The sequence below is a fragment of the Paenibacillus shirakamiensis genome (assembly GCF_017874255.1).
Classification (GTDB): domain Bacteria; phylum Bacillota; class Bacilli; order Paenibacillales; family Paenibacillaceae; genus Fontibacillus; species Fontibacillus shirakamiensis.
In genome coordinates, this window is the sequence record NZ_JAGGLD010000003.1 from 457,025 (window position 1) to 479,184 (window position 22,160).

At 42.6% G+C, this 22,160-nt stretch carries 14 protein-coding genes; 6 read left to right on the top strand and 8 right to left on the bottom strand.

Annotation, left to right across the window (positions count from 1 at the left end):
* Window positions 1-8 precede the first annotated feature (8 nt).
* Together J2Z69_RS11640 and J2Z69_RS11645 are read left to right on the top strand one after the other, a co-directional pair.
* Window positions 9-305, top strand: a complete 297-nt coding sequence (locus J2Z69_RS11640) for a coiled-coil domain-containing protein (protein WP_209862473.1) — start codon at window positions 9-11, stop codon at window positions 303-305.
* 31 nt (window positions 306-336) lie between these two features.
* Window positions 337-543: a hypothetical protein gene (locus J2Z69_RS11645; protein ID WP_209862476.1), complete on the top strand. Its 207-nt coding sequence runs from the start codon at window positions 337-339 to the stop codon at window positions 541-543.
* Window positions 544-669: 126 nt separating this feature from the next.
* Here J2Z69_RS11645 and J2Z69_RS11650 read toward each other — a convergent pair whose 3' ends face one another.
* The 6 genes from J2Z69_RS11650 to J2Z69_RS11675 all read right to left on the bottom strand — a co-directional run bounded on the left by J2Z69_RS11650 (window position 670) and on the right by J2Z69_RS11675 (window position 10,657).
* Window positions 670-2,094: a methyl-accepting chemotaxis protein gene (locus tag J2Z69_RS11650; RefSeq protein WP_209862478.1), complete on the bottom strand. Its 1,425-nt coding sequence runs from the start codon at window positions 2,092-2,094 to the stop codon at window positions 670-672.
* Window positions 2,095-2,249: 155 nt separating this feature from the next.
* Window positions 2,250-4,826, bottom strand: coding sequence for a diguanylate cyclase domain-containing protein (locus J2Z69_RS11655; protein WP_209862481.1), 2,577 nt, complete (start codon window positions 4,824-4,826; stop codon window positions 2,250-2,252).
* A 45-nt stretch (window positions 4,827-4,871) separates the two neighbouring features.
* Complete coding sequence (locus J2Z69_RS11660) at window positions 4,872-5,462, bottom strand: biliverdin-producing heme oxygenase (RefSeq protein WP_209862483.1); 591 nt, start codon at window positions 5,460-5,462, stop codon at window positions 4,872-4,874.
* A 159-nt stretch (window positions 5,463-5,621) separates the two neighbouring features.
* A complete protein-coding gene (locus J2Z69_RS11665) occupies window positions 5,622-6,578 on the bottom strand; it encodes a D-2-hydroxyacid dehydrogenase (protein WP_209862486.1) in 957 nt (318 codons plus the stop codon).
* Window positions 6,579-6,912: 334 nt separating this feature from the next.
* Window positions 6,913-8,793 carry a molecular chaperone HtpG gene (gene htpG / locus J2Z69_RS11670; RefSeq protein ID WP_209862489.1) on the bottom strand — a complete coding sequence of 627 codons (1,881 nt, stop codon included), beginning with the start codon at window positions 8,791-8,793 and terminating at the stop codon, window positions 6,913-6,915.
* A 76-nt stretch (window positions 8,794-8,869) separates the two neighbouring features.
* The gene (locus tag J2Z69_RS11675; RefSeq protein ID WP_209862492.1) at window positions 8,870-10,657 is read right to left on the bottom strand and encodes a methyl-accepting chemotaxis protein; all 1,788 of its coding nucleotides are present in this window, start codon (window positions 10,655-10,657) and stop codon (window positions 8,870-8,872) included.
* Window positions 10,658-11,258: 601 nt separating this feature from the next.
* Here J2Z69_RS11675 and J2Z69_RS11680 point away from each other — a divergent pair.
* Complete coding sequence (locus J2Z69_RS11680) at window positions 11,259-12,626, top strand: lytic polysaccharide monooxygenase (RefSeq protein ID WP_245339227.1); 1,368 nt, start codon at window positions 11,259-11,261, stop codon at window positions 12,624-12,626.
* Between the two features lie 59 nt (window positions 12,627-12,685).
* Here the strand turns inward: J2Z69_RS11680 and J2Z69_RS11685 are convergent, their stop codons facing one another.
* Window positions 12,686-12,844: a hypothetical protein gene (locus tag J2Z69_RS11685; protein WP_425355002.1), complete on the bottom strand. Its 159-nt coding sequence runs from the start codon at window positions 12,842-12,844 to the stop codon at window positions 12,686-12,688.
* Between the two features lie 172 nt (window positions 12,845-13,016).
* Here J2Z69_RS11685 and J2Z69_RS11690 point away from each other — a divergent pair, with 172 nt between their 5' ends.
* Window positions 13,017-13,547: a GNAT family N-acetyltransferase gene (locus J2Z69_RS11690; protein WP_245339229.1), complete on the top strand. Its 531-nt coding sequence runs from the start codon at window positions 13,017-13,019 to the stop codon at window positions 13,545-13,547.
* A gap of 15 nt (window positions 13,548-13,562) precedes the next feature.
* The gene (locus tag J2Z69_RS11695) at window positions 13,563-13,886 is read left to right on the top strand and encodes a hypothetical protein (RefSeq protein WP_209862495.1); all 324 of its coding nucleotides are present in this window, start codon (window positions 13,563-13,565) and stop codon (window positions 13,884-13,886) included.
* Window positions 13,887-14,037: 151 nt separating this feature from the next.
* On the opposite strand, the gene J2Z69_RS11700 is transcribed toward J2Z69_RS11695, so the two are convergent.
* A complete protein-coding gene (locus tag J2Z69_RS11700) occupies window positions 14,038-20,685 on the bottom strand; it encodes a DUF4350 domain-containing protein (RefSeq protein WP_209862498.1) in 6,648 nt (2,215 codons plus the stop codon).
* Window positions 20,686-20,906: 221 nt separating this feature from the next.
* Here J2Z69_RS11700 and J2Z69_RS11705 point away from each other — a divergent pair, with 221 nt between their 5' ends.
* Window positions 20,907-22,118, top strand: a complete 1,212-nt coding sequence (locus tag J2Z69_RS11705) for a HupE/UreJ family protein (RefSeq protein WP_245339230.1) — start codon at window positions 20,907-20,909, stop codon at window positions 22,116-22,118.
* Window positions 22,119-22,160 lie beyond the last annotated feature (42 nt).

Genomic DNA, 22,160 nt, shown 5'->3' on the forward strand with positions numbered 1-22,160 from the left:
GAATGAATATGTGTTTCTTTGGATACGGTCAACTTAGACACAAAGTGAGACATCTCATCGAAGAAGTGAAAGAACTCACAGCGCGCCTTAATGATCTGGAGGATCGTCTGAGTTCAGGTGTTTTCCCTAATCCAGCGATCGTAGCATACTTGCAAGATAAAATCGGTCAAAGCATTCATATCAGCACAGCTAGTGCTTCCTTGGAAGGAATTCTAGTTACCGTAGCTACAGATGCGCTGGAAATCCGGGAATCTACTGGCGATCTTGTCTTAATTCCATTCTCTCGTATTACTGTCCTCCAATAATTATCAGCCCGTATGAAAGGAGATGCATGATATGAACTTTCAAGAATTAGCTAAAGGTTTTATTGCCAAAGAGGTGGAAGTCCTTATTCCCAATGATTTGTTAACTGGCATTCTAATCTCTGTAGATGCACGTACGCTGGTTATAAAAGTGCCCGGTGTTCTCTACGGTCCCGTCCGTGATATCGCTCTTATCCCTCTGCATGCTGTAGAATTTATTCGGATCGTCGCTACTTCATAAGTAGAACTTGAAACTACTGCTCTACTAAACGTCTACTACAGCTTAAAGCCGGTCAGGAGTCTAGCTCCTGACCGGCTTTTCAATAATTCCTATTCGACTTATAACTTATTTCTTGACTAAAACAACTTATTTCTTGACTAAATTTTCTAGGCTCATAGTCAGATCATTCAGCTTATGAATCTCCTCCACAATCTCGCGCACATGCTGCTGCTGTACCTCCGAGCTTGCAAGAACTTGCTGTACCGATGCTGCACTTTCTTCTGTAATGGCGGCAACCGAAGTCATTTCATCCATCACACTTTGTGAAGATTGTTGAAGCTGAGCATGAGCATGTCTTAGTGATTCGGATTGATCCAATACTTCCGAAGTATTACTGTAAATACCCGCAAACAATTTCTCGAGTGCTTCTGAAGAGGTCTTCCCTGAAGTAGCCGAAGATAGTCCCTCTTGGACCGTAAGGGAAGCTTCCTCAGCTTTATTCTGCAGCAATCCTAGAATTTCCGAAATCTCTGACGATGCGCGGTGTGTGTTCATGGCAAGCTTGCGAATTTCCGCAGCAACTACCGAGAATCCTCTTCCATGTTCTCCAGCACGAGCGGCTTCAATGGAAGCATTTAAGGAGAGTAAATTAGTCTGATTGGCAATCTCACTAATCATATTGACGATATGCCCTACCTTTTGATTCTCTTCATTCATTTCATGAATGGCCTGTGCCGTTTTGTGAATATTTCGGTCGATCTCTCCGATTTGCTGATGTAACTGAAGCATTTGATTCTGTCCCTGTGAAGTAATAGCCGCTGTATCTTTAGCCCGATCACTCATATGAGCAGTAGCTTGATTCGTACGACGAACCGTATCATTAACCTGTTCCATCGATTGAGAGATATCTGTGATTAATGTAGATTGTGATTCAATCCCAGATGCAATTTCTTGAAACGCCATAGCAACTTCAGAAGAGATTTGTCCTGTTGTTGAAGCATTGTTCTGAAGAGAGTCATTGGAAGCTGCCAATATGGAGATCGATTGTGTAAGCTCCTGTAACACACTCTCCGTATGCTCACGTGCGCGCTCCGATTCGATCGCATACTCCCGAACTGAATTCGTCATGCCTTCACCAATTCTAGTCTGAACAATGAGTACCATAGAAAATAAGACTAGGAATACAGCAAACACCGACCTCAATCCATCATAGATTTCACTATTAACAGCGAATACTATGAACAGCGTATAGACAATGTTGACCATGATTAGTCGATAATTCTGATAGAGCGAAAGAATGGCAAGAATAAAGAACAAGATTAAAGTACATATGAACGTAACTGTCTCTTGAATGATCAAATACGCGAGTGTATTTAGTCCGATCATCACAATATACTTTGTCCCTACAATAAATTTCTTTAGGCTCCATAGCACTGTAATTACAAGAGCTAGAGGCAGACCCGAATACAACATGACATAAAATGTTCCGTTTGCATGTAAGGCTAAAGTAGAGATCCCTCCTACAATTACTGTAACCCATACCATATACATAATCAGTCGGTTAATTCGCATATCCCTGGAAAGCTTGTCTGACATCTGTAGTTATCCCTCTTCACTCTATAAAATTGTTGTAGTATATTCATCGGAGTTTTTTGATAAAAACATTACAGATTGAGATAAAAATCTGTAAAAAAAGAAGAATCCTCACAATAAGGATTCTTCTCGTTCTATTCTAATATAATTACGCGATTTTTCCCGGCATTTTTGGCTCTTCTTAAAGCTCTCTCTGCCGTTTTAATCAATAGTGTAGGTTGTGTCTCTGTGGATGGTGCCAGTGTAGCAATCCCTAGGCTAACCGTAACGAATTCACCAATATCCGGCAGATTAAGCGGAATCTGTACATCCAACACTCCCTGCCGGATTTGTTCACCTAACTCCTTGACATGCGCGACATGCTGCCCCGTAACAAAGAGAACAAATCGACCACCTTCATACCTCGCTGTGAATCCCTCATGCATTTTACTATAAGCATCAATGACATCAGCTACCCACTGCATACATAGATCCCCTGTCTGCAATCCATGAACAGCATTGTACAATTTGAAATTATCAATATCAATCATGAATAAGGCAATAGATGGTTCAGGAGATCCTTTTCCATCCACTAACAATTCATGCCAAGTCCGATCCAATGTCTTTTCAAAGTGACTTTGATTCGGTAATTCGGTCAACGCATCGAGTTGTAAGAAACTTTGTAATTGCTCAGTCACTTCATTATAACTCTTCTTCAACTGAGGATTTTCTTCACGCTCGCGGAAAATCGCAAATAATGATTTCTTCCCGCCAGATACGACATGAGCCATCGTAATTTCTAAATGAAGAATACGGTCATCCATGGACTTGAACTTTTCCTCAATAGAAATGAGCTGCATATCCGATCTTTCTGTCTCCATCATTAACTGTCGCATATGTTCTCTGGATTGTTCCGCAACAAGATCTAAATATTCGATATTCTGAAGACTGGATCTATCTTCTGCCTGAACACTGAATAACTTCGCTGCTTCCTGATTATAGTAGACGACTTTGCCTTTCGTGATGACAAAGAATGCAATCGGTGATAATTCCATCAACTGCAAATAACGTTGTTCATTTTCCCTAGACACTCGAAGATTAATTTGCGCTTGTTCCTCGGCATGACGCAATTGATTCTCCGTCTGCTGAAGTACAATCGTCTTTAGATCCGGAAGAACCCTAAGTTCCTTCGCTTTCCAAGGTAAAGAGCTAGCTTCAACAACTTGTCTCCACTTCTCAAACGATTTTCTTGGTGAAAGCCGGATGCCGTCTTCTTCTTGAATAACCGCTTTGGCCGGATCCCCTGCCCAATTCACAATTTGCAGTACTTCAGGCCGGAACCATATCATATAGTTCTCATGATCTTGGGATAAAGCTAAATATACGGCACCCGAAGCCTTGCTTTTATAAGCCTCAGCTGGTGCATATTCAAGACTTAACTTCGATGTATGATAGATCAAATTGTCAGATTGCTCGGCCATCCACACGGACAAATCCTTTACTTGCACAGCAGAAGGCGTATCACCCATTAATAACAACTGGCCATGATACAAAAGCGCTGCCCCTGAAGCATTCATCACTTCAAGCACAAGGTCCTGCTGCTTGTCCACTTGCTCTATAATAACCGAGGCCGCTGTATTCCCAATGAATATTCGTGATAAGCGGTTCGATAGATTTTTCAAATGTAACTCGGATTGGTAGTCGTCCAATTGCTGACGCTGATACAGCTCACTTGAGAAAAATGAACCAAGAAAATTACATAAATTGCGAAGGCGATGTGGTATATATTTGGGCGAATAGTGATGACAAGTAATGAGTCCCCATAGCTTATTATTATGAATAAGCGAAATGGTCATGGTGGCATTCACACCCATATTCTTCAAATATTCAATATGAAGCGGGGATACGCTTCTGAGAATGGAAAGGCTTAGATTAAGTGGCTGATCTGTCATCGGATTAAGTGTAGGTACTACTTTCACCGGAATGTAGTTCACATCTACTATGGTTCTTAGCCAATTCCGTAGATATAATTCTCTGGCTTGCTTAGGAATGTCACTAGCTGGATAATGATGACCAAGGTAAGGCTCTAGCCCCTCTTCTTTGGACTCGCCAATGACTTTGCCGTTCCATGCTTCATCGAATTCATAGACCATGACTCGATCATAATCCAAAATCCCCTTAACCTGTTCCGCTGCCATTTGGCTGGCTTCGTAACGATTATGGGCTTGTTTCATTTTAGTGAAAAAAGACTGAATCCATTCAAAATCATGAAATTCCGCAAAACCACTCTCCGGTTCTGCATTCTCCAGCTCCAGAACAATCAACCCTTCACTTTCATGCAATATGCCATAGAACTGTGTAGCCACTCCACCTACTTCAACATCAATATGCATATAGTGCAGTTTCAAAGGATCTACTCTGAACTCTGTCTTCATAATTCGTTCAAGCTGATCTTCACCCAATAGTGAAGCTAAAGGGCGCCCCATTAATTCCTGTATAGAAATTCTCAAAAAATCTTCAGCATTCGCACTGCATTGTACGATACAGTAATCTCCATCACTTTCAACAGCTAATAATACACCATGAGGCTGAATGGTTCCTGGAATATGAATAGGCTCCCGATCACAGTTCGTTAAATCTACTTCACCTGACACATACTCGCCCTTCGTAAGAAGCGAACGATTCAATGTATTGTCAGCTGCAGTCGTATTACGTTCTTCGCTTTGATCCATGTTCAATTTGCCTCCTTTAGTTAAGCTAGTCGTGGAGTGAAATCATCATTGCTTAAACCATTGATCCAATTGGACAAAAGTATTTGTCGCAGAGACTACGATTTCATCTTCTATTTTAGCTTCTACATCGGCCACCTTAAGCAAAAGCTCTCTAAATTCAGTCCATTGAGCACGAGTCTGTGCCCCGTAGCTATTAAAGTAATGACCGTTAATCTCTGCATCTACAGGTAAGTACTGCTTCAACAGCTTCGTAATCATCTGCCCGCCCAGAGTAGACCCTTCTAACACGTACATCACGCCGATAACCTTTGAAAATGTAGACATATCTGGCAGTTCATCGCAGATGGGCAGAGCTTGAATCTCCTCTTCCGTACGCCCAAGAGCGATTAAATCCTGATGGAGTAAGGGAGTCTTACGCGTGACCTCATAATTAAATCCGAATTCATTCCATGCCGACCATGATGCAAATTGATCTTCAATAGGCTGTACAAATCCATAGAACTTCTCCAAATATTCACGATACAGGTCCATCGTTAGCGTTCGGTCCGTGATTGCCGTAGCATAACGATTCTGTTCAGTTTGTATATGATAAGGAGCTGTCTCCTCTTTCAATCGAGTAAGAATCGTGGAGCTCATACAAAGACACCTCCATAATAATAGATTAGAATTCGATAACTATCTCTTAAGAATCATAAAAAAGAACCGTTAGCCGAAACTAACAGCCCTTGTCTATCGTCTAGTATACCTTAATTCAAGACGTTTCGATAGGTAATGTATGGTGTAGCTCTATGAATATCAGTACCCACTCTGTATATTTACAACACTCATATCTGGCTTGTCCCCTTGAACGTAACGCATCAAATTATGAATAAAAATAGACATGATTCGTTCCGTATAACTCGTGGAAATGCCCGCAGTATGGGGAGTAATAATCACTTGCTCCATGGCCCACAACGGATGATGCTTCCCAAGCGGTTCTTCTTCAAAAACATCTAAACCCGCACCCGCAATCGACTGAGATTCAAGTGCGTTCACCAAAGCTTCTGTGTCCGTTGTGGCCCCTCTTCCAATATTGATATAGAAAGCGCCTTTCTTCATCGCCTTAAATTGCTCAGCACCCATGAAATGCTCGGTTTCCGAGGTAGCGGGAAGACAATTCACTACATAATCGCTCTCTGCTAAAAGATTATGAAGTCCATTATAATCATACATGATGTCCACAGACTCCACCGGTTCCCCTGACCTACGCAGTCCGATCACCTTCATAGAGAATGCTTTGGCTAATCTCGCCGTCTCTGCTCCAATAGAACCCACACCGAGTATGCCTATCGTTCGCCCATGAACCTCACCGATACTTTTCTTCTCTATGCCCCAGTTCTGCTGAATCTGATGGCGTATCGCTATATGAATATGTCTGGTCAAAGTTAACATGAGAGCAAAAATATGCTCTGATATAGGAAATGGATGCACGCCGCTCGCATTCGTTATTTGAATATTCATTTCACGCATCCGGTCTAACGGAAAGGTCTCGACACCAGCTCCCCAGTTTTGCACCCACTTTAAAGCTGTATGCTTTGTGAGCGCATATCGCTCCGCTTGAGCATTCCAACCTAAAATAACTTCCGCATCCGGGATATGTAACTCTGCCATGTGCGGTTCTCTCGCATCTATGATCTCCCAGTCCGGTGCCGCCTTCTGAATTAGGTTCATTTCATGTTCGCCTATGGGATGTACTACTGCCAGTTTATTCATCTTCTATCTCCTCTCCTGCGTACCTGTAATTACATTCGGACATTTCATTTCACTTACTTATTACCCCATTCCATGTTCTCATTAGCATAAACAGTGTGTACGGCATTCCTAAATCTCTTAATCTACATAAGCATGTACAATGCTTATGGCATTTCTAACCTCCTACTGCTATCTAATGGCCTGTACAATGCTTATGGCAGTCCGTCCCAACTGTATATTGCTCCCAATAACAGCATGTGCAATACGTAAAGCATGCTCATACCCCCTGTTTCCCCCAATTTTATGCACAAAAAAAACCGCCCTGACGAGCAGGGCGATCTCAATAAAATCTAGGTTAGACCATGATTTTGCAGATGTCATTCGTGAATTCTACAGGATCTTGCACGGGCAAACCTTCAATAAGAAGTGCTTGATTATACAATAGTGCCGTGTACAAATTCAGTTTTTCCTTGTCGTGTTCAAAGGCCTGCTTCAGGGAAGCAAACACCTCATGCTGAACATTGATTTCTAATACTTTGTCTGCCTGAATATTAGGGTTGTCTGGCATCGCATTGAGTACTTTCTCCATCTCAATAGAGACTTCACCTTCGGAAGATAGGCAAACCGGGTGCGAACGAAGACGCTTGGACGCTTTTACCTTGCTTACTTTCCCGCTCAATTGCTCATTCATATAGTCGAACAACTCTTTGGATTCTTCCGCTTCCTCAGGCGTTTGTTCTTGCTCATCTCCCGGCTCAATGCCAAGATCTCCACTGGATACAGATTTAAAGGTTTTGTCCTTATATCCGTTCATAGCCTTAAGCGCGAATTCATCTATATCATCCGTCAGATAGAGAATTTCAAATCCTTTATCCGCTACCATTTCCGTCTGAGGTAACTTCTCAATCCGCTCTACACTTGCGCCTGTTGCATAATAGATATATTTCTGATCCTCTGGCATCCGGGATACATACTCATCCAGCGTAACCCATTGCTTACCTTGGGATGATACGAACATCACCAGATCCTGCAATACTTCTTTGTGAGCACCATAATCACTATATACACCAAACTTCAATTGTCTACCAAAGGATTTGTAGAACTGTTCGTAGCTCTCCCGATCCTCTTTCAACAGACCAAGTAGTTGACTTTTGATCTTGCTCTCTATATTTTTGGAGATTAATTTGAGCTGACGATCATGCTGAAGCATTTCCCGAGAAATATTGAGTGACAAACTTTCAGAATCAACCATACCTTTGACGAAGCTAAAGTAATCTGGAAGCAAATCCGCGCATTTGTTCATGATCAAGACGCCGTTGGAGTAAAGCTCTAGACCTTTTTCATATTCTTTCGTGTAATAATCAAACGGTATACTACCTGGAATGAAAAGAATCGCTTGGTAGACCACAGCGCCATCGGCACTGATATGAATATGCTTCACAGGCTTATCGTATCCGTAACGTTTCTCTGTGTAAAAGTTCTCATAGTCTTCTGGAGTTAGTTCACTTTTGTTCTTACGCCAGATTGGAACCATGCTATTTACACGCGTCTCTTCAGTATACTCCTCGTATTCGTCTTCACTACCCTCTTTGAGTCTTGAAGATGTCTGCTCCATAAGAATTGGATAACGAATGAAGTCAGAATATTTTTTAATAATCGATCTTAGGCGGTATTCATCTAGGTACTCGTCATAATTGTCTTCATCTGTACTTGGCTTGATGGTCAAAATGATATCGGTACCCGGCTCTTCTTTCTCTGCCGCCTCAATGGTATATCCTTCTGTTCCTGTAGAAACCCACTTATAAGCCTCTGTCCCCTGAACTGGCTTACTGATCACAGTGACGACATCCGCAACCATGAAAGCAGAATAGAAGCCTACCCCGAACTGACCGATGATATCATGTCCGTCCTTGGACTGATTCGCCTCTTTGAAGGAAAGTGAACCACTCTTAGCAATAACGCCCAGATGATTCTCCAAGTCCTCACGATTCATACCTACGCCCGTATCCCGGATAGTTAAGGTGCGCTGTTCTTTGTTCACTATGACTTTGATATAGTAACTGTCTTGATCGAAGACCAGATCATCATCGGTTAATGCTTTGTAATACATCTTATCAATCGCATCACTAGCATTCGAAATTAATTCTCTTAGAAAAATTTCACGCTGCGTGTATATCGAGTTAATCATCATTTCCAGCAGACGCTTGGATTCGGCTTGAAATTGTTTCTTTTCCATGAAAACTTCCCTGCCCTTCACAAATTGGTTGAGTTTTTAGCACTCTACATCCTCGAGTGCTACCGTTTTGTATATATCATTCTACCAAAATGTTGTCAATGTTTGGACTAGGGATAAATTTCGAGGATTGCGGGGCAGTGCTGTCGTCCTTCCAAATTTTAAATACATGGATCTCTCGGAAAAGCTGCTGAGAAATATCGTGAATCTCCGCCGCTTGCTGAGCAATACTGCGGATCGCATGATCCTGAAGTGAGGTGGAAGCATTCACTTCCTCGACACCTGCAGCGGTCTCTTGAGCTATAGAAGCTACCTGATGAATCGTCACGGTTAACGCTGCATTTTTAGCTTGCGCTTGATCTACTTTATGATGGATCTGATGAATTTGGCGGTCCATTTCCTGCATACTTTGGTCGATCGACTCAAAAGAAGATAACGTATCTGCCACTTTGTGATCTTGTTCTTCTAAGTCGACACGAGTCTGTAGCATCTGCTTTTGGAACTTCGCCACATCATGTTGGAGGCTAGAGATCATTGTTCCGATATGTATCGAAGCTTGCTTCGTCTGTTCGGAAAGTTGTCTGACTTCATCCGCGATGACTGCGAACCCTTTTCCATGTATACCCGCTCTAGCCGACTCAATCGCCGCATTTAATGAAAGAATATGAGTCTGCGAGGAGATATCTGTAATGGAGAGTGTAATCTTGCTAATCTGCTCCGACTGAGTAGTTAAAGCTTGTAGAGCATCATGCATATGACTTATCGATGTTCGAGATTGCTCCGAGACCTCTTGGAGTGCCTGTACAGACGATGCTCCATCCAGACGGTTCTGGTTGGCTCTTTGACTCGTATTCAGCATGGTGATCGCAGCCTCTTTGATATCAGATACTTCTTGTGCGAGATCCCGTATTAACATTGAACTTCCTTCAGTTTGCCCCGCTTGGTGTTCCGCTCCTACTGATATTTCTTGAATTGTTCTTACGATCTCTTGGTTGGAATGCGCGGTAACGGAAGAAGATTCTCGGAAGGATTGAGCATAATCTCCTAGATTGGAAGCGATAGATTGTGTTGACCTGAGCATATCACGGACCCGTTCCACCATATGGTCGAATAGATGACTTAGCTGTCCGAGTTCATCATGGTGAGGTGAATGGATACGATGGCGCAAATCACCTTCTGCAATAGTACGCACTGCGATTTGTAGCTTATGTAATGGCGTTAAGAAAGAACGAAGCAACAATGTTCCCATTAGGATTGTAAAAGCAAACACGATAAATGCTGCATAGAGAGAGGCTGATTGGGTACGATTTAGCAGGATAAACGACTCTTTTTGTGCTTGTTCTGCATCAGCAGCAGCCGTTGCATATAACGTCTCATTATTCTTAATCATAGCTTGGTTCAGGACCATATTCTGTTGGTGTAATGAATCTATCGTTTCGAGAATCGTTAAAGGATCAAGCTTAGCATTGCCTATCGTCTGCGTAAGTTCTTGAATATGAGCAAAGTATTCTCTTGTCTTACTCTTTAGTTGACCCATTTGTATAAAAGCTTGTGTTTCTTTATCAAAACTTACTTTAGCTAGCTCTTCGCGCAGCCTGTTTTCTTTTGTAAGTAAGGAACTAGCTATCTCGACATCACTAGATTCCGCAAGCGAGGTCTCCAAGCTATTAAGTTCTTGAATAAGCTGAGTAATGTTTGAGATATGTATTCGTTTTTCCATGTCTATACTTTGCTGCTTCATCGAGCTTTGAACGGACGCTATAGAACGACTTTGGAATAATGCCACACCTAAAAATATGAGGGCAATGATCGAGAAACTTAAGATCAACTTCCATTTCATAGAGAATAGCTGGACTCTCCCTTTCAACTCTCATCCTCCTCTGTTATGCATCTGTATTTTAAGTCTATGGACCTAGGTCCAATGTCTTGATTGTAGAGCTGGCATATTAATTATCGTCGAGCTTCTTGTTAATGTTGTGTAAAGTCAGATCTTGTAGAGGGTCGTACGACCACGTTTTTCCTCACTTTTTCTTATAATTTCAAATATCCCGGGTGTGTAAGCGCTTAATTCTTTACAGCGTTGAATGGATAAAATTGGATAAATTTATCCCCCTTAGGAGATTGAGCATTTCATAAATAACTGTATACTAGAGGAAAATTAGCATGTTTTACAGACTCTCGATCTATTCCCTTCCCTAGCATTTCCCCAATCTATTTTATACTTTATATCTGTCTTTTCTGAGAGTCAGTTCTTAGATTATCCCCTTGTCGAATGTTTATATGACTTCTACCCATTTTGGTATAGACTCTTGTGAGAGTTTATATAAATATCTGATTAAGAAAGGAGTTTTGACTCTCGAATTCCACATGCTTTTCATTATGTAATGGAGGTGATCGTGCAACCATTGATTGATGTTGCAAGTTCTCTTGCTTCAACCTAACCAATAGAATCTAAGGAGGAAAATCATTTGACTATTACACGTTCAGCCCATCCGCTTCACCCTAAAGTACTTTTTACGGCCGGTGCGGTGCTTTTCTTAAGCTTATTGATGATGTTATTCGCTGGTAAGGCTTCTGCCCATGGATATATTGATAACCCCTCGAGCCGTGCGGCGCTTTGTGCTTCAGGCGTGAATAAAAATTGCGGAGCTATTATCTATGAACCTCAAAGTCTAGAAGCCCCTAAAGGGTTCCCTAATGCTGGACCTGCCGATGGCAAGATTGCTAGTGCGGCTGGCGCATTCCCAGAACTTGACCAACAAACGGCAACTCGCTGGAGCAAAGTCAATGTATCCCCAGGTACGACTACATTCCACTGGACCATTGAAGCGAACCATGCCACTACGAGCTGGAAGTATTACATCACGAAGCAAAACTGGGATCCTAACGCTCCACTTAGCCGCTCACAGTTCGATTTAACACCTTTCTGTTCCGTGGATTACAAAGGCAAACAACCACCAAAATCCTATTCAGATACTTGTACAGTTCCTAGCCGTACAGGCTACCAAGTTATCTTAGCCGTATGGGAAATTTCTGATACAGCCAATGCCTTCTATAATGTTATTGATGCTAACTTTGGCGGAGCAAGCTCAGCAGATACTACGGCACCTACAGCACCAACTAGCTTATCTTCATCCAACGTTACTTCATCTGGTGCAACTTTAACTTGGGCCGCTTCAACAGATAACGTTGGTGTAACCGCCTACAAAATTTACAATGGCTCTACACTCTTTGGAACAACTACAAGTGGCAATACATTGTCCTACAATGTAACAGGTCTGAATGCCAATACGGCTTATACTTTAACCGTTAAAGCTGTGGATGCTGCGGGTAACACTTCATCAGCTAGCAATTCCGCTTCATTCACAACCACTGGAGGAACTACAAATCCAGGGGATACTACAGCTCCTACAGCTCCCGGAAATTTGTCTTCCTCTAATGTAACGTCATCTGGCGTAACATTAACTTGGAGTGCAGCTAGCGATAACGTAGGTGTAACTGGTTACCGCGTTTATAATGGTTCCACTTTGGTAACTACCACCAGCGCATCCACTTTAACTTATACAGTGAGTGGACTTACAGCTAGCACAGGATATAACTTTACGGTGAAAGCTATTGATGCTGCTGGAAATGCTTCAGCAAGCAGCAATACTGCGGCTGTAACTACAATTGCTGGTTCGGGTTCAACGGTCTCTGCTTGGGCACCTAATGTAAGCTATGCAGCAGGAGCGCTAGTAACGTATGGGGGTAAAACTTATAAAGCTCTACAACCCCATACTTCCATTAACGGCTGGGAGCCATCCAATGTACCAGCATTATGGCAGTTAGTATCATAATCTAGCCATGATCTGGTGAAATTTTAGTAAGAGAGCCACCCTCTGGGGTGGCTCTTTTTTTACTTCATCCACTTTATATTACCGATTAGAACCTTTGGGTCCTTCAATATAGATGATGTGCGAAATACGGATATGTAGCGAACGATCCTCACGTTAATATGAATATGATCTACGGCCACGCCTGCAAGTACGCCCTCAACTCTACCTGCAGTCGTCATACAGGCGAATTTCTGTCCTTGATATCTACTAGTATATTGGACGAACACTGGATCCAGAATCGTAAAAATATATTGAACGAGCTAAATTTGTTATTTTTATACATATTAGATAATATATTTATATGAAAGTATCATAAGAATACTTCTACCTAGGAAAGGAAAAATAATGGAGATGAACGATTCTTTAGAGCATCCTTATTGTATTCAGGCCATGAGCCTAACTCAGGCTTCTGCCATATTGACATGGAAATATGAGATTCCATACGAAAGATATAACATGTCTTCTAGTTACGAGATTCATGAGAACTCGGAAGATATCGAAGAGATGATGGATGGAACTTATTATTCAGTGAGCACAAGTAATCAGGGGTTAGTCGGATTTTTCTGTTATGGGAGGAACGCTCAGGTACCTAAGGGAGTCCAGCAAGGGCTGTATTTAGAGGAGGAATGTTTAGATATTGGACTTGGATTATCTCCAGATCTTACGGGGAAGGGACATGGATTTCAATTTCTGAAAGCAGGGCTTCAATTCGCTCAAAGTCACTATGATGCTTCCGCCTTCCGATTAACAGTAGCTACCTTTAATGAAAGAGCGATAGCTTTGTACCGTAAATCCGGGTTTGAACCTGGAGCGACATTCATGGATACTCGGGAGGAACACTCCACAGAGTTCATGATCATGATGAGGAGCAGACTTACTTAAGAGAGGTAATTAGATATGATTAGTTCTTTAAATGTTGCTAGCCTCGTATTTGGCCTAATTGCTTGGATCGTTCCTGTGTTGAATATTGCTAGAATAGAAAAATTAGACTATACGAGGTGGATGTTCTCCTTCATGATCAGCTTCGGTTCTTGCGCTATTTCGTTACTTATTCAGATCTATTATTATTATTTTTTAATCAAAGATGGCGATATTACAGCTCTTATCGATACCAATGGAGTGGTAGCTTTAGCCGCTACTATTTTATTTATGGGTACTCTTCTTATAAATATAATATTCGCAATAATTCTGACCTTATATAACCGCAGAACAATGAGATAAAATGGGATTAAGCGATAAGAATTAAATTCCGGTTGATGAGAGCAAATGACTGACGTTCATAGATTACAGCAAAATTACATAAAAATTGCATATATGAATATATCAAAAAAGGGCTACCTGAACATTCAGGTAGCCCTTTTACCTTGGTCATTTATTCGTTAATGAATTGAACTAATTGCAAAGATCCTTTTAAGACTTTCACGGCCTCAGCACGGGTCGCTAGCGCTTTAGGAGCCATTTGATTGCTTGTCGTCCCATTTAAAATATGCGTTGTTACTAGATCGGCCATCGCATCCTTCGCCCAGCTTCCAATAGCACCCTGATCTTTAAAGCTATCTAATGCAGAGTTAGCATTGGTTGTTGTTGGCGAGTGTCCTGCATACTTTAGAGCTCTCAGCGTCATGGTAGCCATTTCTTCTCTGCTAATTGAATCAGATGGATGGAAGCTATGATCCTCTAGCCCTTGAATAATCTTCGCATCCACTGCCGCTGAGATGGCTCCATAAAACCAATCTGAAGCTTTCACATCTTTGAAATTCGCTCCTGTGCCTGCTCCGTCTAATCCGAGCGAACGGACAAGCAGGGCAGCAAATTCAGCACGAGTAACATGTTGCTGTGGCGCAAACGTATTCGCCGTCTCACCTTGAATAATTAACTTCGAAGCTAGAAGATGTATATCGTTCTGCGCCCAATGTCCCTGAATATCATCGAAGCTGACATCAGACTGAATCACAGCATAGATCCCTTGACTAGCCGTTGATTTCATCGTAACTGTTGTCTCATTGCCACGGACGCTCAAATAAGTAGGGACAAATACGAACTTCTGGCTCCGTTCATCATATCGAACACCTGTAGTGATGTTCGGAAGTAGTGCTGATTTCACGGTCATACCTCTAGAAGCAAATGAGCCGAAATGGTCCATAGCAATCGTCTTCCCATTCGCTTCCGCAGTGACTGTGAATTTCACAACATCACTCAACATTTTCACATGAGCTTGAGTTGCGGCAGTGTTGAGTTTCTCTTTGAGGGTATCTTCCGCATTAGATATAACTACTGAAAGTTTGATATTTTTCAATTCAGTACCTAGAGTGGTTGTAAATTTCTGACTGTCCATTGCACTAAAAGGTAATGTATAGAACCCATCTTTAGTTACAATTTTTATACTTGTGCCTGACTTCGTAAGATCTACAGAACTCAGCGACTGTATTGGAATCTCTACCTTCACAGGTTCCGTAGAATTAGGAATGCTCAGCACCGGCTGGCTATGAGCTTGGAGCTCTTTGCTTAAAGAGTCCCCATCCAATATCACTTTGTTATATACAATGCCATCTGTACCTTTTTCTTTCACGAACACTACCTTCACTTGATCCAAGTATGCAGTACCCCCATCACCTGGTGTTGGTGTTGGTGTTGGTGTTGGTGTTGGTGTTGGTGTTGGTGTTGGTGTTGGTGTTGGTGTTGGCGTCGGTGTCGGTGTCGGTGTTGGCGTCGGTGTCGGTGTTGGCGTCGGTGTCGGATCCGGCGTTACAACCTTATCACTCTTCAGCTCTTTCGTGTTCCGAACACGTATCCTTGTCCCTTCCGTATTTTTACCTACAAAACCTACAGCTTCGAGCGTATCTCCTGCATTAAGGACGGGAACTGGACCGCTCTGATTGACGATATACCCATCGGTAAAGATGAGAATATGACCTGTTCCATCATCAACAACATATGAATTATCATCATATTTAGAGATGACCTTCCCTTTTACCTTCACAAGTAGACCTTGATTCATTTCCTCAAGTGCCTGCCCCGTAGTTATAGAACGAGGTTGGACTGGCGATGTATGCCCTGTCTTGATAACATCCATAGCGAATGAGCCAAATTCTAGTTCTTGATTGTTCTCAAACATTTTAGTCTCGCCATAGACGCGTACGGTATCTCCTTCCACAAGCGTATTGTCCGGCACTTCTTTGAATGCCATAATACCACCAGAGGCATCTTGAACATAGAAAGCATCAAAGAACACACTTGAACCGGACACTACGGTTCCTTCAATTACGGCCGATGTTCCTTCAGGTAAAGTTCTGACTTTAGCAATAGATGTAATCACCGTATCTTGATGCGTGAGCCAATGAATGCTGTTAATTCCAAGCTCATTATTGCCCTTCGCATTGTAAGATTCGTCCATCTGTTTATCATTGACAAAATTCATACCCGAGACAATGATTCGACCTTTCCCTAGTTCCTCAGAAGCTACAGCAGGTATAGCCGAGCCCCCTTTTCCATCATTCGTATTGTCATAGGTGAATCCACCCGCGACTATGTTGTTCTGAAAGGTTGTCTCATTCCCTTTTACGAGTACAGTTACTTTGTCATTCACATCTTGAGTATCTACCAGTGCCGTATGTCCAACTCGCTCCAGACTTGCCCCACTATAATACTCTAAAGTTAGTGAACGATCGGTAATGTAATTCCGCACTGGACCAGGATGAAGCCTTACGGTATACGTATTGTTACCAACTGGTTGAGACCAGAAATTTCCCGCAGGGCTCGTATCAAATAAACCATCATTGTTCACTTGAATTTGGGATCCGATTTTTTGTAGCAAATTGTTACTTATCGTTGGACTTGCACTATTGTTACTCTTTTCCGTCAGGAATAACGATCCACCCTTTTGCACAAAATCTGCAATGGCTGTACTTTCGTCATCAGTTACAGCAAGCGAAGGATGTGTGAACATTAGTACATTCACATCAGCGAGCGTCGATGCTGTGATAGCACCCGTATTCTCGATTACCGTGTAGCCCTCTTGACGGAGCTGCGTAGTAAAACTTTTCAAATTATCTTTGTACGTTCCTGCATCCGTAGTTGTATTCTCGTTCTTGTGTGAAGCATCAATCAGAACTTTGATTCCTAATGAAGCTTTGATACTCACGGGCAATTCGAATTGATTGTCCTCTGGAGCATCACCTGAAGGGGTATCCAAGACCGCAATAATCTTATGATTACCCTGCACAGGGTTTGCCCACGATACTCTCGCAATCGCTGTCCCTTTGTTCAGAATGGAAGGAACGACTGCGTTGTTAATCAGATGTGCAGCATCTACACTATCATAGTAGAAATGTACATTTAAATTCGTCAAATCCTGTGAACCTAGATTTGTAAGACCCGCTTCTAGCGTCGCTGGGCTTCCAGCAACCATACTATTTCCTACTACGTTAATTCCACTAACTTTTACATCCGTGGTTACTTCTTGTGACCAGATGGGTGCGGAGTAGATGCGTTCGCCGTCCATTTGGGTCACTTTGACTACATACCACTGCTGTCCCCCCGTTACCGCAACCGTTGGATGCCATGTAAAATCCTTCGTCATAGGAGTATAAGTCTGGAGCACTTTATTTGTATTCGAGATTAGCTCTACCTTAGCAATACGGTCATCCGACTTGTAGGTATCCTTAAGATAACTGAATTCAGGCATAGTCTTCTTATCTTCAGCTACCGGATCGTTGCCTGAAATAGAGAAGTTTAATGTATTTCCCTTTACAGTCGAACCCATGTAATTCCCATTTGCCAAGAAATCTAGCGAGAAGTTCGGATCCTCACTCATGTATACACGCATATTGCGCATCGACTGAAGCAAGGAATCTTGAGAAAGATCGTTCGCTACAATGACTGTTCTAGCATTGGTCTCTCCCCATGTACCATCATGGTTATCTTCACCATACGTAGGTGCGACATGCCAGCCTAGGTCTAGAGCCTTGAAAAATTTCCCTTCTGCATTGGCATAGCCATAATGACCTGATCCATTCCCTAACTCGAACATAGTGAATAGCTTATCTACGTTCCGATCGTAAGGGGTAAAGTTATTGAACGCATTCGCAGACATATCGGGATGATTGAACTGTGCCACGATATCGTCATACGTGAGAACCCAAGCATAGTATTTACTTAAGTCTTGATACTGCTTGGAGTTCTGATTCCGATCAATAAAGTTCTTCGTTCCAAATACATTGGAATGCCCCCAAGTAGTCGATGTCATCTCAAAGGCTGGGAACACAACAAAACTATTATTTTTGGTATACTGATTCGCTAATGTCTTCGTTAGTTGCCAATCCGCGCCGCCCGTACGTTCTGGGGAACCTTTATGATCTACGGTGTCCTGTCCAGACAACGAAGAGTCAATATCATGGGAGTGATCGGAGAAAGCAAAGAAGTCATAATGATGCTTCTCAGCGGCTTTGAGTGCATCTTCAGGTGTACCGGCTGCGTCATGGGAGATGTTCGTGTGATTATGTGTTGTCCCCCAGTAATGATGACCTCCAGTAAAAACGGGCGTGACTGTGAACTTCCATGTGTATGAACCCTTGTTGCCTAATTTATCACTGACCTGAACAGACACTTCATGCTCTGCTATCGTCAGATCCGTCACTTGAGGAATAGCAATGGTGATGGTATCCCCTTGAATCGTTCCTGTAGCTACTGCACCATCTAACTTCGCTTGTAGCGTCGAAACATCTAATCCACTAGGTTCATTGAACTTCACAGAAATGATCGGTCTTCGATCTTCAATTTTGGTAGCAGACATTGGGGTCTCCTCGAAAAATTGAGGTGCAGCCGTATCTTCAGTAACGCTCACTTTCAGGGGGGATGCCGCTGAACCGGACTGCTTCACCTCAGCACCTGCCTTAGCTTCAATATAATAATCAAAGCTGCCTGAAGTCGCAAAGCTTGAATTCAAGTTCACCGTATAATTGAGATGATCCTGTGAAGTCATCGGTAACGATGAATAGGTTCCTTCCACAGCACGGTAGTATAACGTAACAGAGTCGGCGTTCTTCGCCACTGCGCCAAACTGAACATCTGTATTTTTGTAGACTTGTGTAAGGGGTTGATGAGTTAAGGTTAACTCTTTGACCTCATTAATATCTGCTGAGGATCTTGGATATACCTGATATCCTGTCTTATAGGTTGTTCCCGTTACATACTGACTAAGTATGCCTGTAAACGTATAGATGCTATCTTTCTGAAGTTTGGCTGCAACATCAATGCCACTGGCGGTAGTAATCCGCACGGTCATCGTCTTATTCGTTACTGTATCTGCAACGGTAAGATTGGTTCCAGTACCTGATGTCGCTGGAATATTTGTCACTTTTCCAGTGAACTGGACGAGCGTCCCTTCCATCGGTTCAGCTTTATTATAATCAATCAGTTCTAACAAGCTCGATTGGGTAGCTGCCGGAAGAGGTGACGTTCCTTTCTTCACCACAGTCGTTGGCGTAATCTCAGTTAATCCGTTATAAAATTGGATAGGACCCGTCACATCAATGACATCCCCTGGAGCAACTGTCTTTCCCGCTGGAAGGGCTCCGAATACCGCAATCCCGCCTGTTGCATCTTGCATATAGAACGTATTGGCCGCTGTCACCGCATTATTTACAGTCACCGTTCCCTCAATGGTGAACACCTGATTGATTTTATCGGGTTTGCCATTTGCATCGTTCGTTCTTACGGTACGAATCGGGGTAATGACCGCCGTATCTTCCTTATGAATTGAAGTTCTAGGTCCCTCCAAGTCTTTGCCGCTAGAAGAATACGTTGTCTGCGAGACAAATATATCATTAGCCCCACCTGTAAACGTATAGATGAATGACCCGTCTGCCCCAGAGGTAACATAATCTTTACCGTCTGATGCATTCGTATAACTTGTCCCTCCTGTCTGAACACTATAGACGCTAACTTTTGCAGCTGGTGCAGAAGCTCCAGCATTACCTACGATACGTCCTCCGCCATTGGCATCTAGATAATATTTGATATTTGCTTCCGCTACCGCTGGACTTGGCACAGCTAGATGAATAACAACTGCTGTACTTTCTGTTTTGCTATTTTCTTTAGATGTAACATAGATCGTGTTCTTTCCTGCTGAATTATCAAAGGTCAAATTACCGAATGCTCCCGAAGCATCAGCATCCACACTACTGACCGCTTGAACAGATCCTGAGCTTGGATCATCCAAATATAGATGAATCCGACTATTCGCTGGACTAGCACCTACATCTCCAGAAACGGTCCCTGTAGTACCCTGATTCGTAAATTGGACTAGACTTCCTTGAACCTGTGTACTTTTGGTGACCACAATGGCAGGTGTACTTGTATTTCTAGGCGCTTGGACGGCCGCTACTGTGAAATCAGTAGCGTTGTTATCCGTGTCCCATCCGGCCCCTTTGCCTGGCTCTGACTTACTTCCATCTTCTGATTTACGCTGAGCACTCGTAGTGTTACTTAAGACAGGAGTTGCCGCAGTCTCGGCTTCATTTGCAGCTCCATACCCAACAAAATCAACGACGGAAGAATCGAGACGAGAGGTTATAGCCTCTTGCTTGTTAGTTAAAGCTACTTTTCCATCCGTTCCAGCTAATGTAATTGTACCGATATCATCCGCTGTAACGGGGAGGGGGAGATTGGCATTCGTCCCTGCAGCTTCTTGAATGAGATAAAATCCATGACCGGGAATCATCGTTTTCCCTGTTAATTTTGTTAAATTATATACTGCTGTGCTTGCTTTAGATGCATATTGAACCGCATAACCGTCTAAATTAATAGCACTATCGGTCGGATTATATAACTCTATGAAATCATTTGAATAGGGCGCCCCATTATTGCCTCCCCCACCATAGACTTGACTAATCACAACATGTCCGGCAGCCGCAGCTGCTCTGGGTACCCATACCCCTTGCGGAACCGCTGACAGCACAAGTAGCAGCATAGCTAATCCCATGCTGGTCTTTTTCCTCAATCGCTGAAATTTCAAACTCATGAACCTAACTCCTCCTCGTTGTATGACACTTGAACACAAATTCGTATAGCTATTTAATGATAAGCACTTTTTGTAAAGCCCATGTTATGTCTACCGCTGAATTTTGCGCCGAAAAGTTAATATAACTTTACACTTAGTTAACACCCTGAATAATAAGTCTCGCTATGATGAGGGGTAGCCGATAATCAGGCTCTAGTACTCACTTCAAGGAGGAACTTCTTTTGTTAACTCGCCCGCTTCGATTGTCTTGCTACACCCTTATCACCATCATGATGTTATCCATGATCACGATGACCTTCTCTAACTTCAAGGTATCTGCTCATGCACTTAGTGCCAGTTACACCACAGTAACATTGAATAAGGACACAACTAATGTTGCCTTCTCTTTAGATGTTATTTCCGTTATGGAGAACATTAAGATCGATACCAATGGAAATGGAATTATAGAACAAAGTGAACTGGATAGTCACACGCATGCATTGGAAGAATGGATATCGGATAGCGTTGTGCTAGACATGAATAGTAGAGAGCAGACCCCTCATTTCACAGCCATCAAACTTGAAAATAAAGCAGATAAAGAAGTCATTACGTGGGATATTACCTACCCTGCCTTTCAATCCGGGCAGACTATTGCCATTACAGACGGTCTATACGCTGAGCCCTCAAGTTCTACCTATGTCAATCTCATTACAGCACGGTATCAAGATCAAGTGAGCGATACGGTTCTTCAAGGTAAGAATCGCACGTGGACGATGTTATTAACGGAAGAACAACAACAGCAACAATTGAATACACCCGCAGGTACGAATGGAAATGCCGGGTCGGGAACTACAAACGCATCTCATTCGGGTTCTTCCACTTCGGAATCAGGTGCTAGTACAATTGACAGCTCTGATGGGTTCTCCTTCTTCAAGCTGGGGATGAATCATATCCTCACAGGGTACGATCATTTATTATTCTTGTTCGCTCTTCTCCTCAGAAAACAAAGCTTCAAACAATACGCTTCCATTATTACGGCATTCACCATTGCACATAGCATTACCTTATCTCTAGCCGTACTTGGATGGATCAGTGTTCCATCACGCATTGTAGAATCGGTCATTGCGCTCAGTATCTGTTATGTAGCTTTGGAGAATATATTCCGTAAAAACATCCGATATCGCTGGGCGATTACGTTCATGTTCGGCTTAATCCATGGCATTGGATTCTCCGATATTCTCAGAGCCATGAATCTACCAAAGGGACATTTAGCTGTAGATCTAATCAGTTTCAACCTTGGGATCGAGTTCATTCAGATCAGCATCGTCTTGATTCTGCTTCCTATTCTTGCGCTTCTTCAGAAGAAGAATTTTTTCAAACCCGCTGTCATCTATGGTTCCTGGATCATTACAACCCTTGGTGCCTTTTGGTTAGTAGAACGTCTTTTCTTCTAGCTACATTCCATATAGACCAAAAAAAGGACCTTTGTTTTTCAC

What these genes read in the sequence shown, in the direction of transcription:
- J2Z69_RS11695 (WP_209862495.1), top strand. Translation starts at nt 13,563, where the DNA reads ATGATTAGTTCTTTAAATGTTGCTAGCCTCGTATTTGGCCTAATTGCT.
- J2Z69_RS11660 (WP_209862483.1), bottom strand. Translation starts at nt 5,462, where the DNA reads ATGAGCTCCACGATTCTTACTCGATTGAAAGAGGAGACAGCTCCTTAT.
- J2Z69_RS11685 (WP_425355002.1), bottom strand. Translation starts at nt 12,844, where the DNA reads ATGACGACTGCAGGTAGAGTTGAGGGCGTACTTGCAGGCGTGGCCGTA.
- htpG (WP_209862489.1), bottom strand. Translation starts at nt 8,793, where the DNA reads ATGGAAAAGAAACAATTTCAAGCCGAATCCAAGCGTCTGCTGGAAATG.
- J2Z69_RS11700 (WP_209862498.1), bottom strand. Translation starts at nt 20,685, where the DNA reads ATGAGTTTGAAATTTCAGCGATTGAGGAAAAAGACCAGCATGGGATTA.
- J2Z69_RS11650 (WP_209862478.1), bottom strand. Translation starts at nt 2,094, where the DNA reads ATGCGAATTAACCGACTGATTATGTATATGGTATGGGTTACAGTAATT.
- J2Z69_RS11665 (WP_209862486.1), bottom strand. Translation starts at nt 6,578, where the DNA reads ATGAATAAACTGGCAGTAGTACATCCCATAGGCGAACATGAAATGAAC.
- J2Z69_RS11690 (WP_245339229.1), top strand. Translation starts at nt 13,017, where the DNA reads ATGAACGATTCTTTAGAGCATCCTTATTGTATTCAGGCCATGAGCCTA.
- J2Z69_RS11645 (WP_209862476.1), top strand. Translation starts at nt 337, where the DNA reads ATGAACTTTCAAGAATTAGCTAAAGGTTTTATTGCCAAAGAGGTGGAA.
- J2Z69_RS11640 (WP_209862473.1), top strand. Translation starts at nt 9, where the DNA reads ATGTGTTTCTTTGGATACGGTCAACTTAGACACAAAGTGAGACATCTC.
- J2Z69_RS11655 (WP_209862481.1), bottom strand. Translation starts at nt 4,826, where the DNA reads ATGGATCAAAGCGAAGAACGTAATACGACTGCAGCTGACAATACATTG.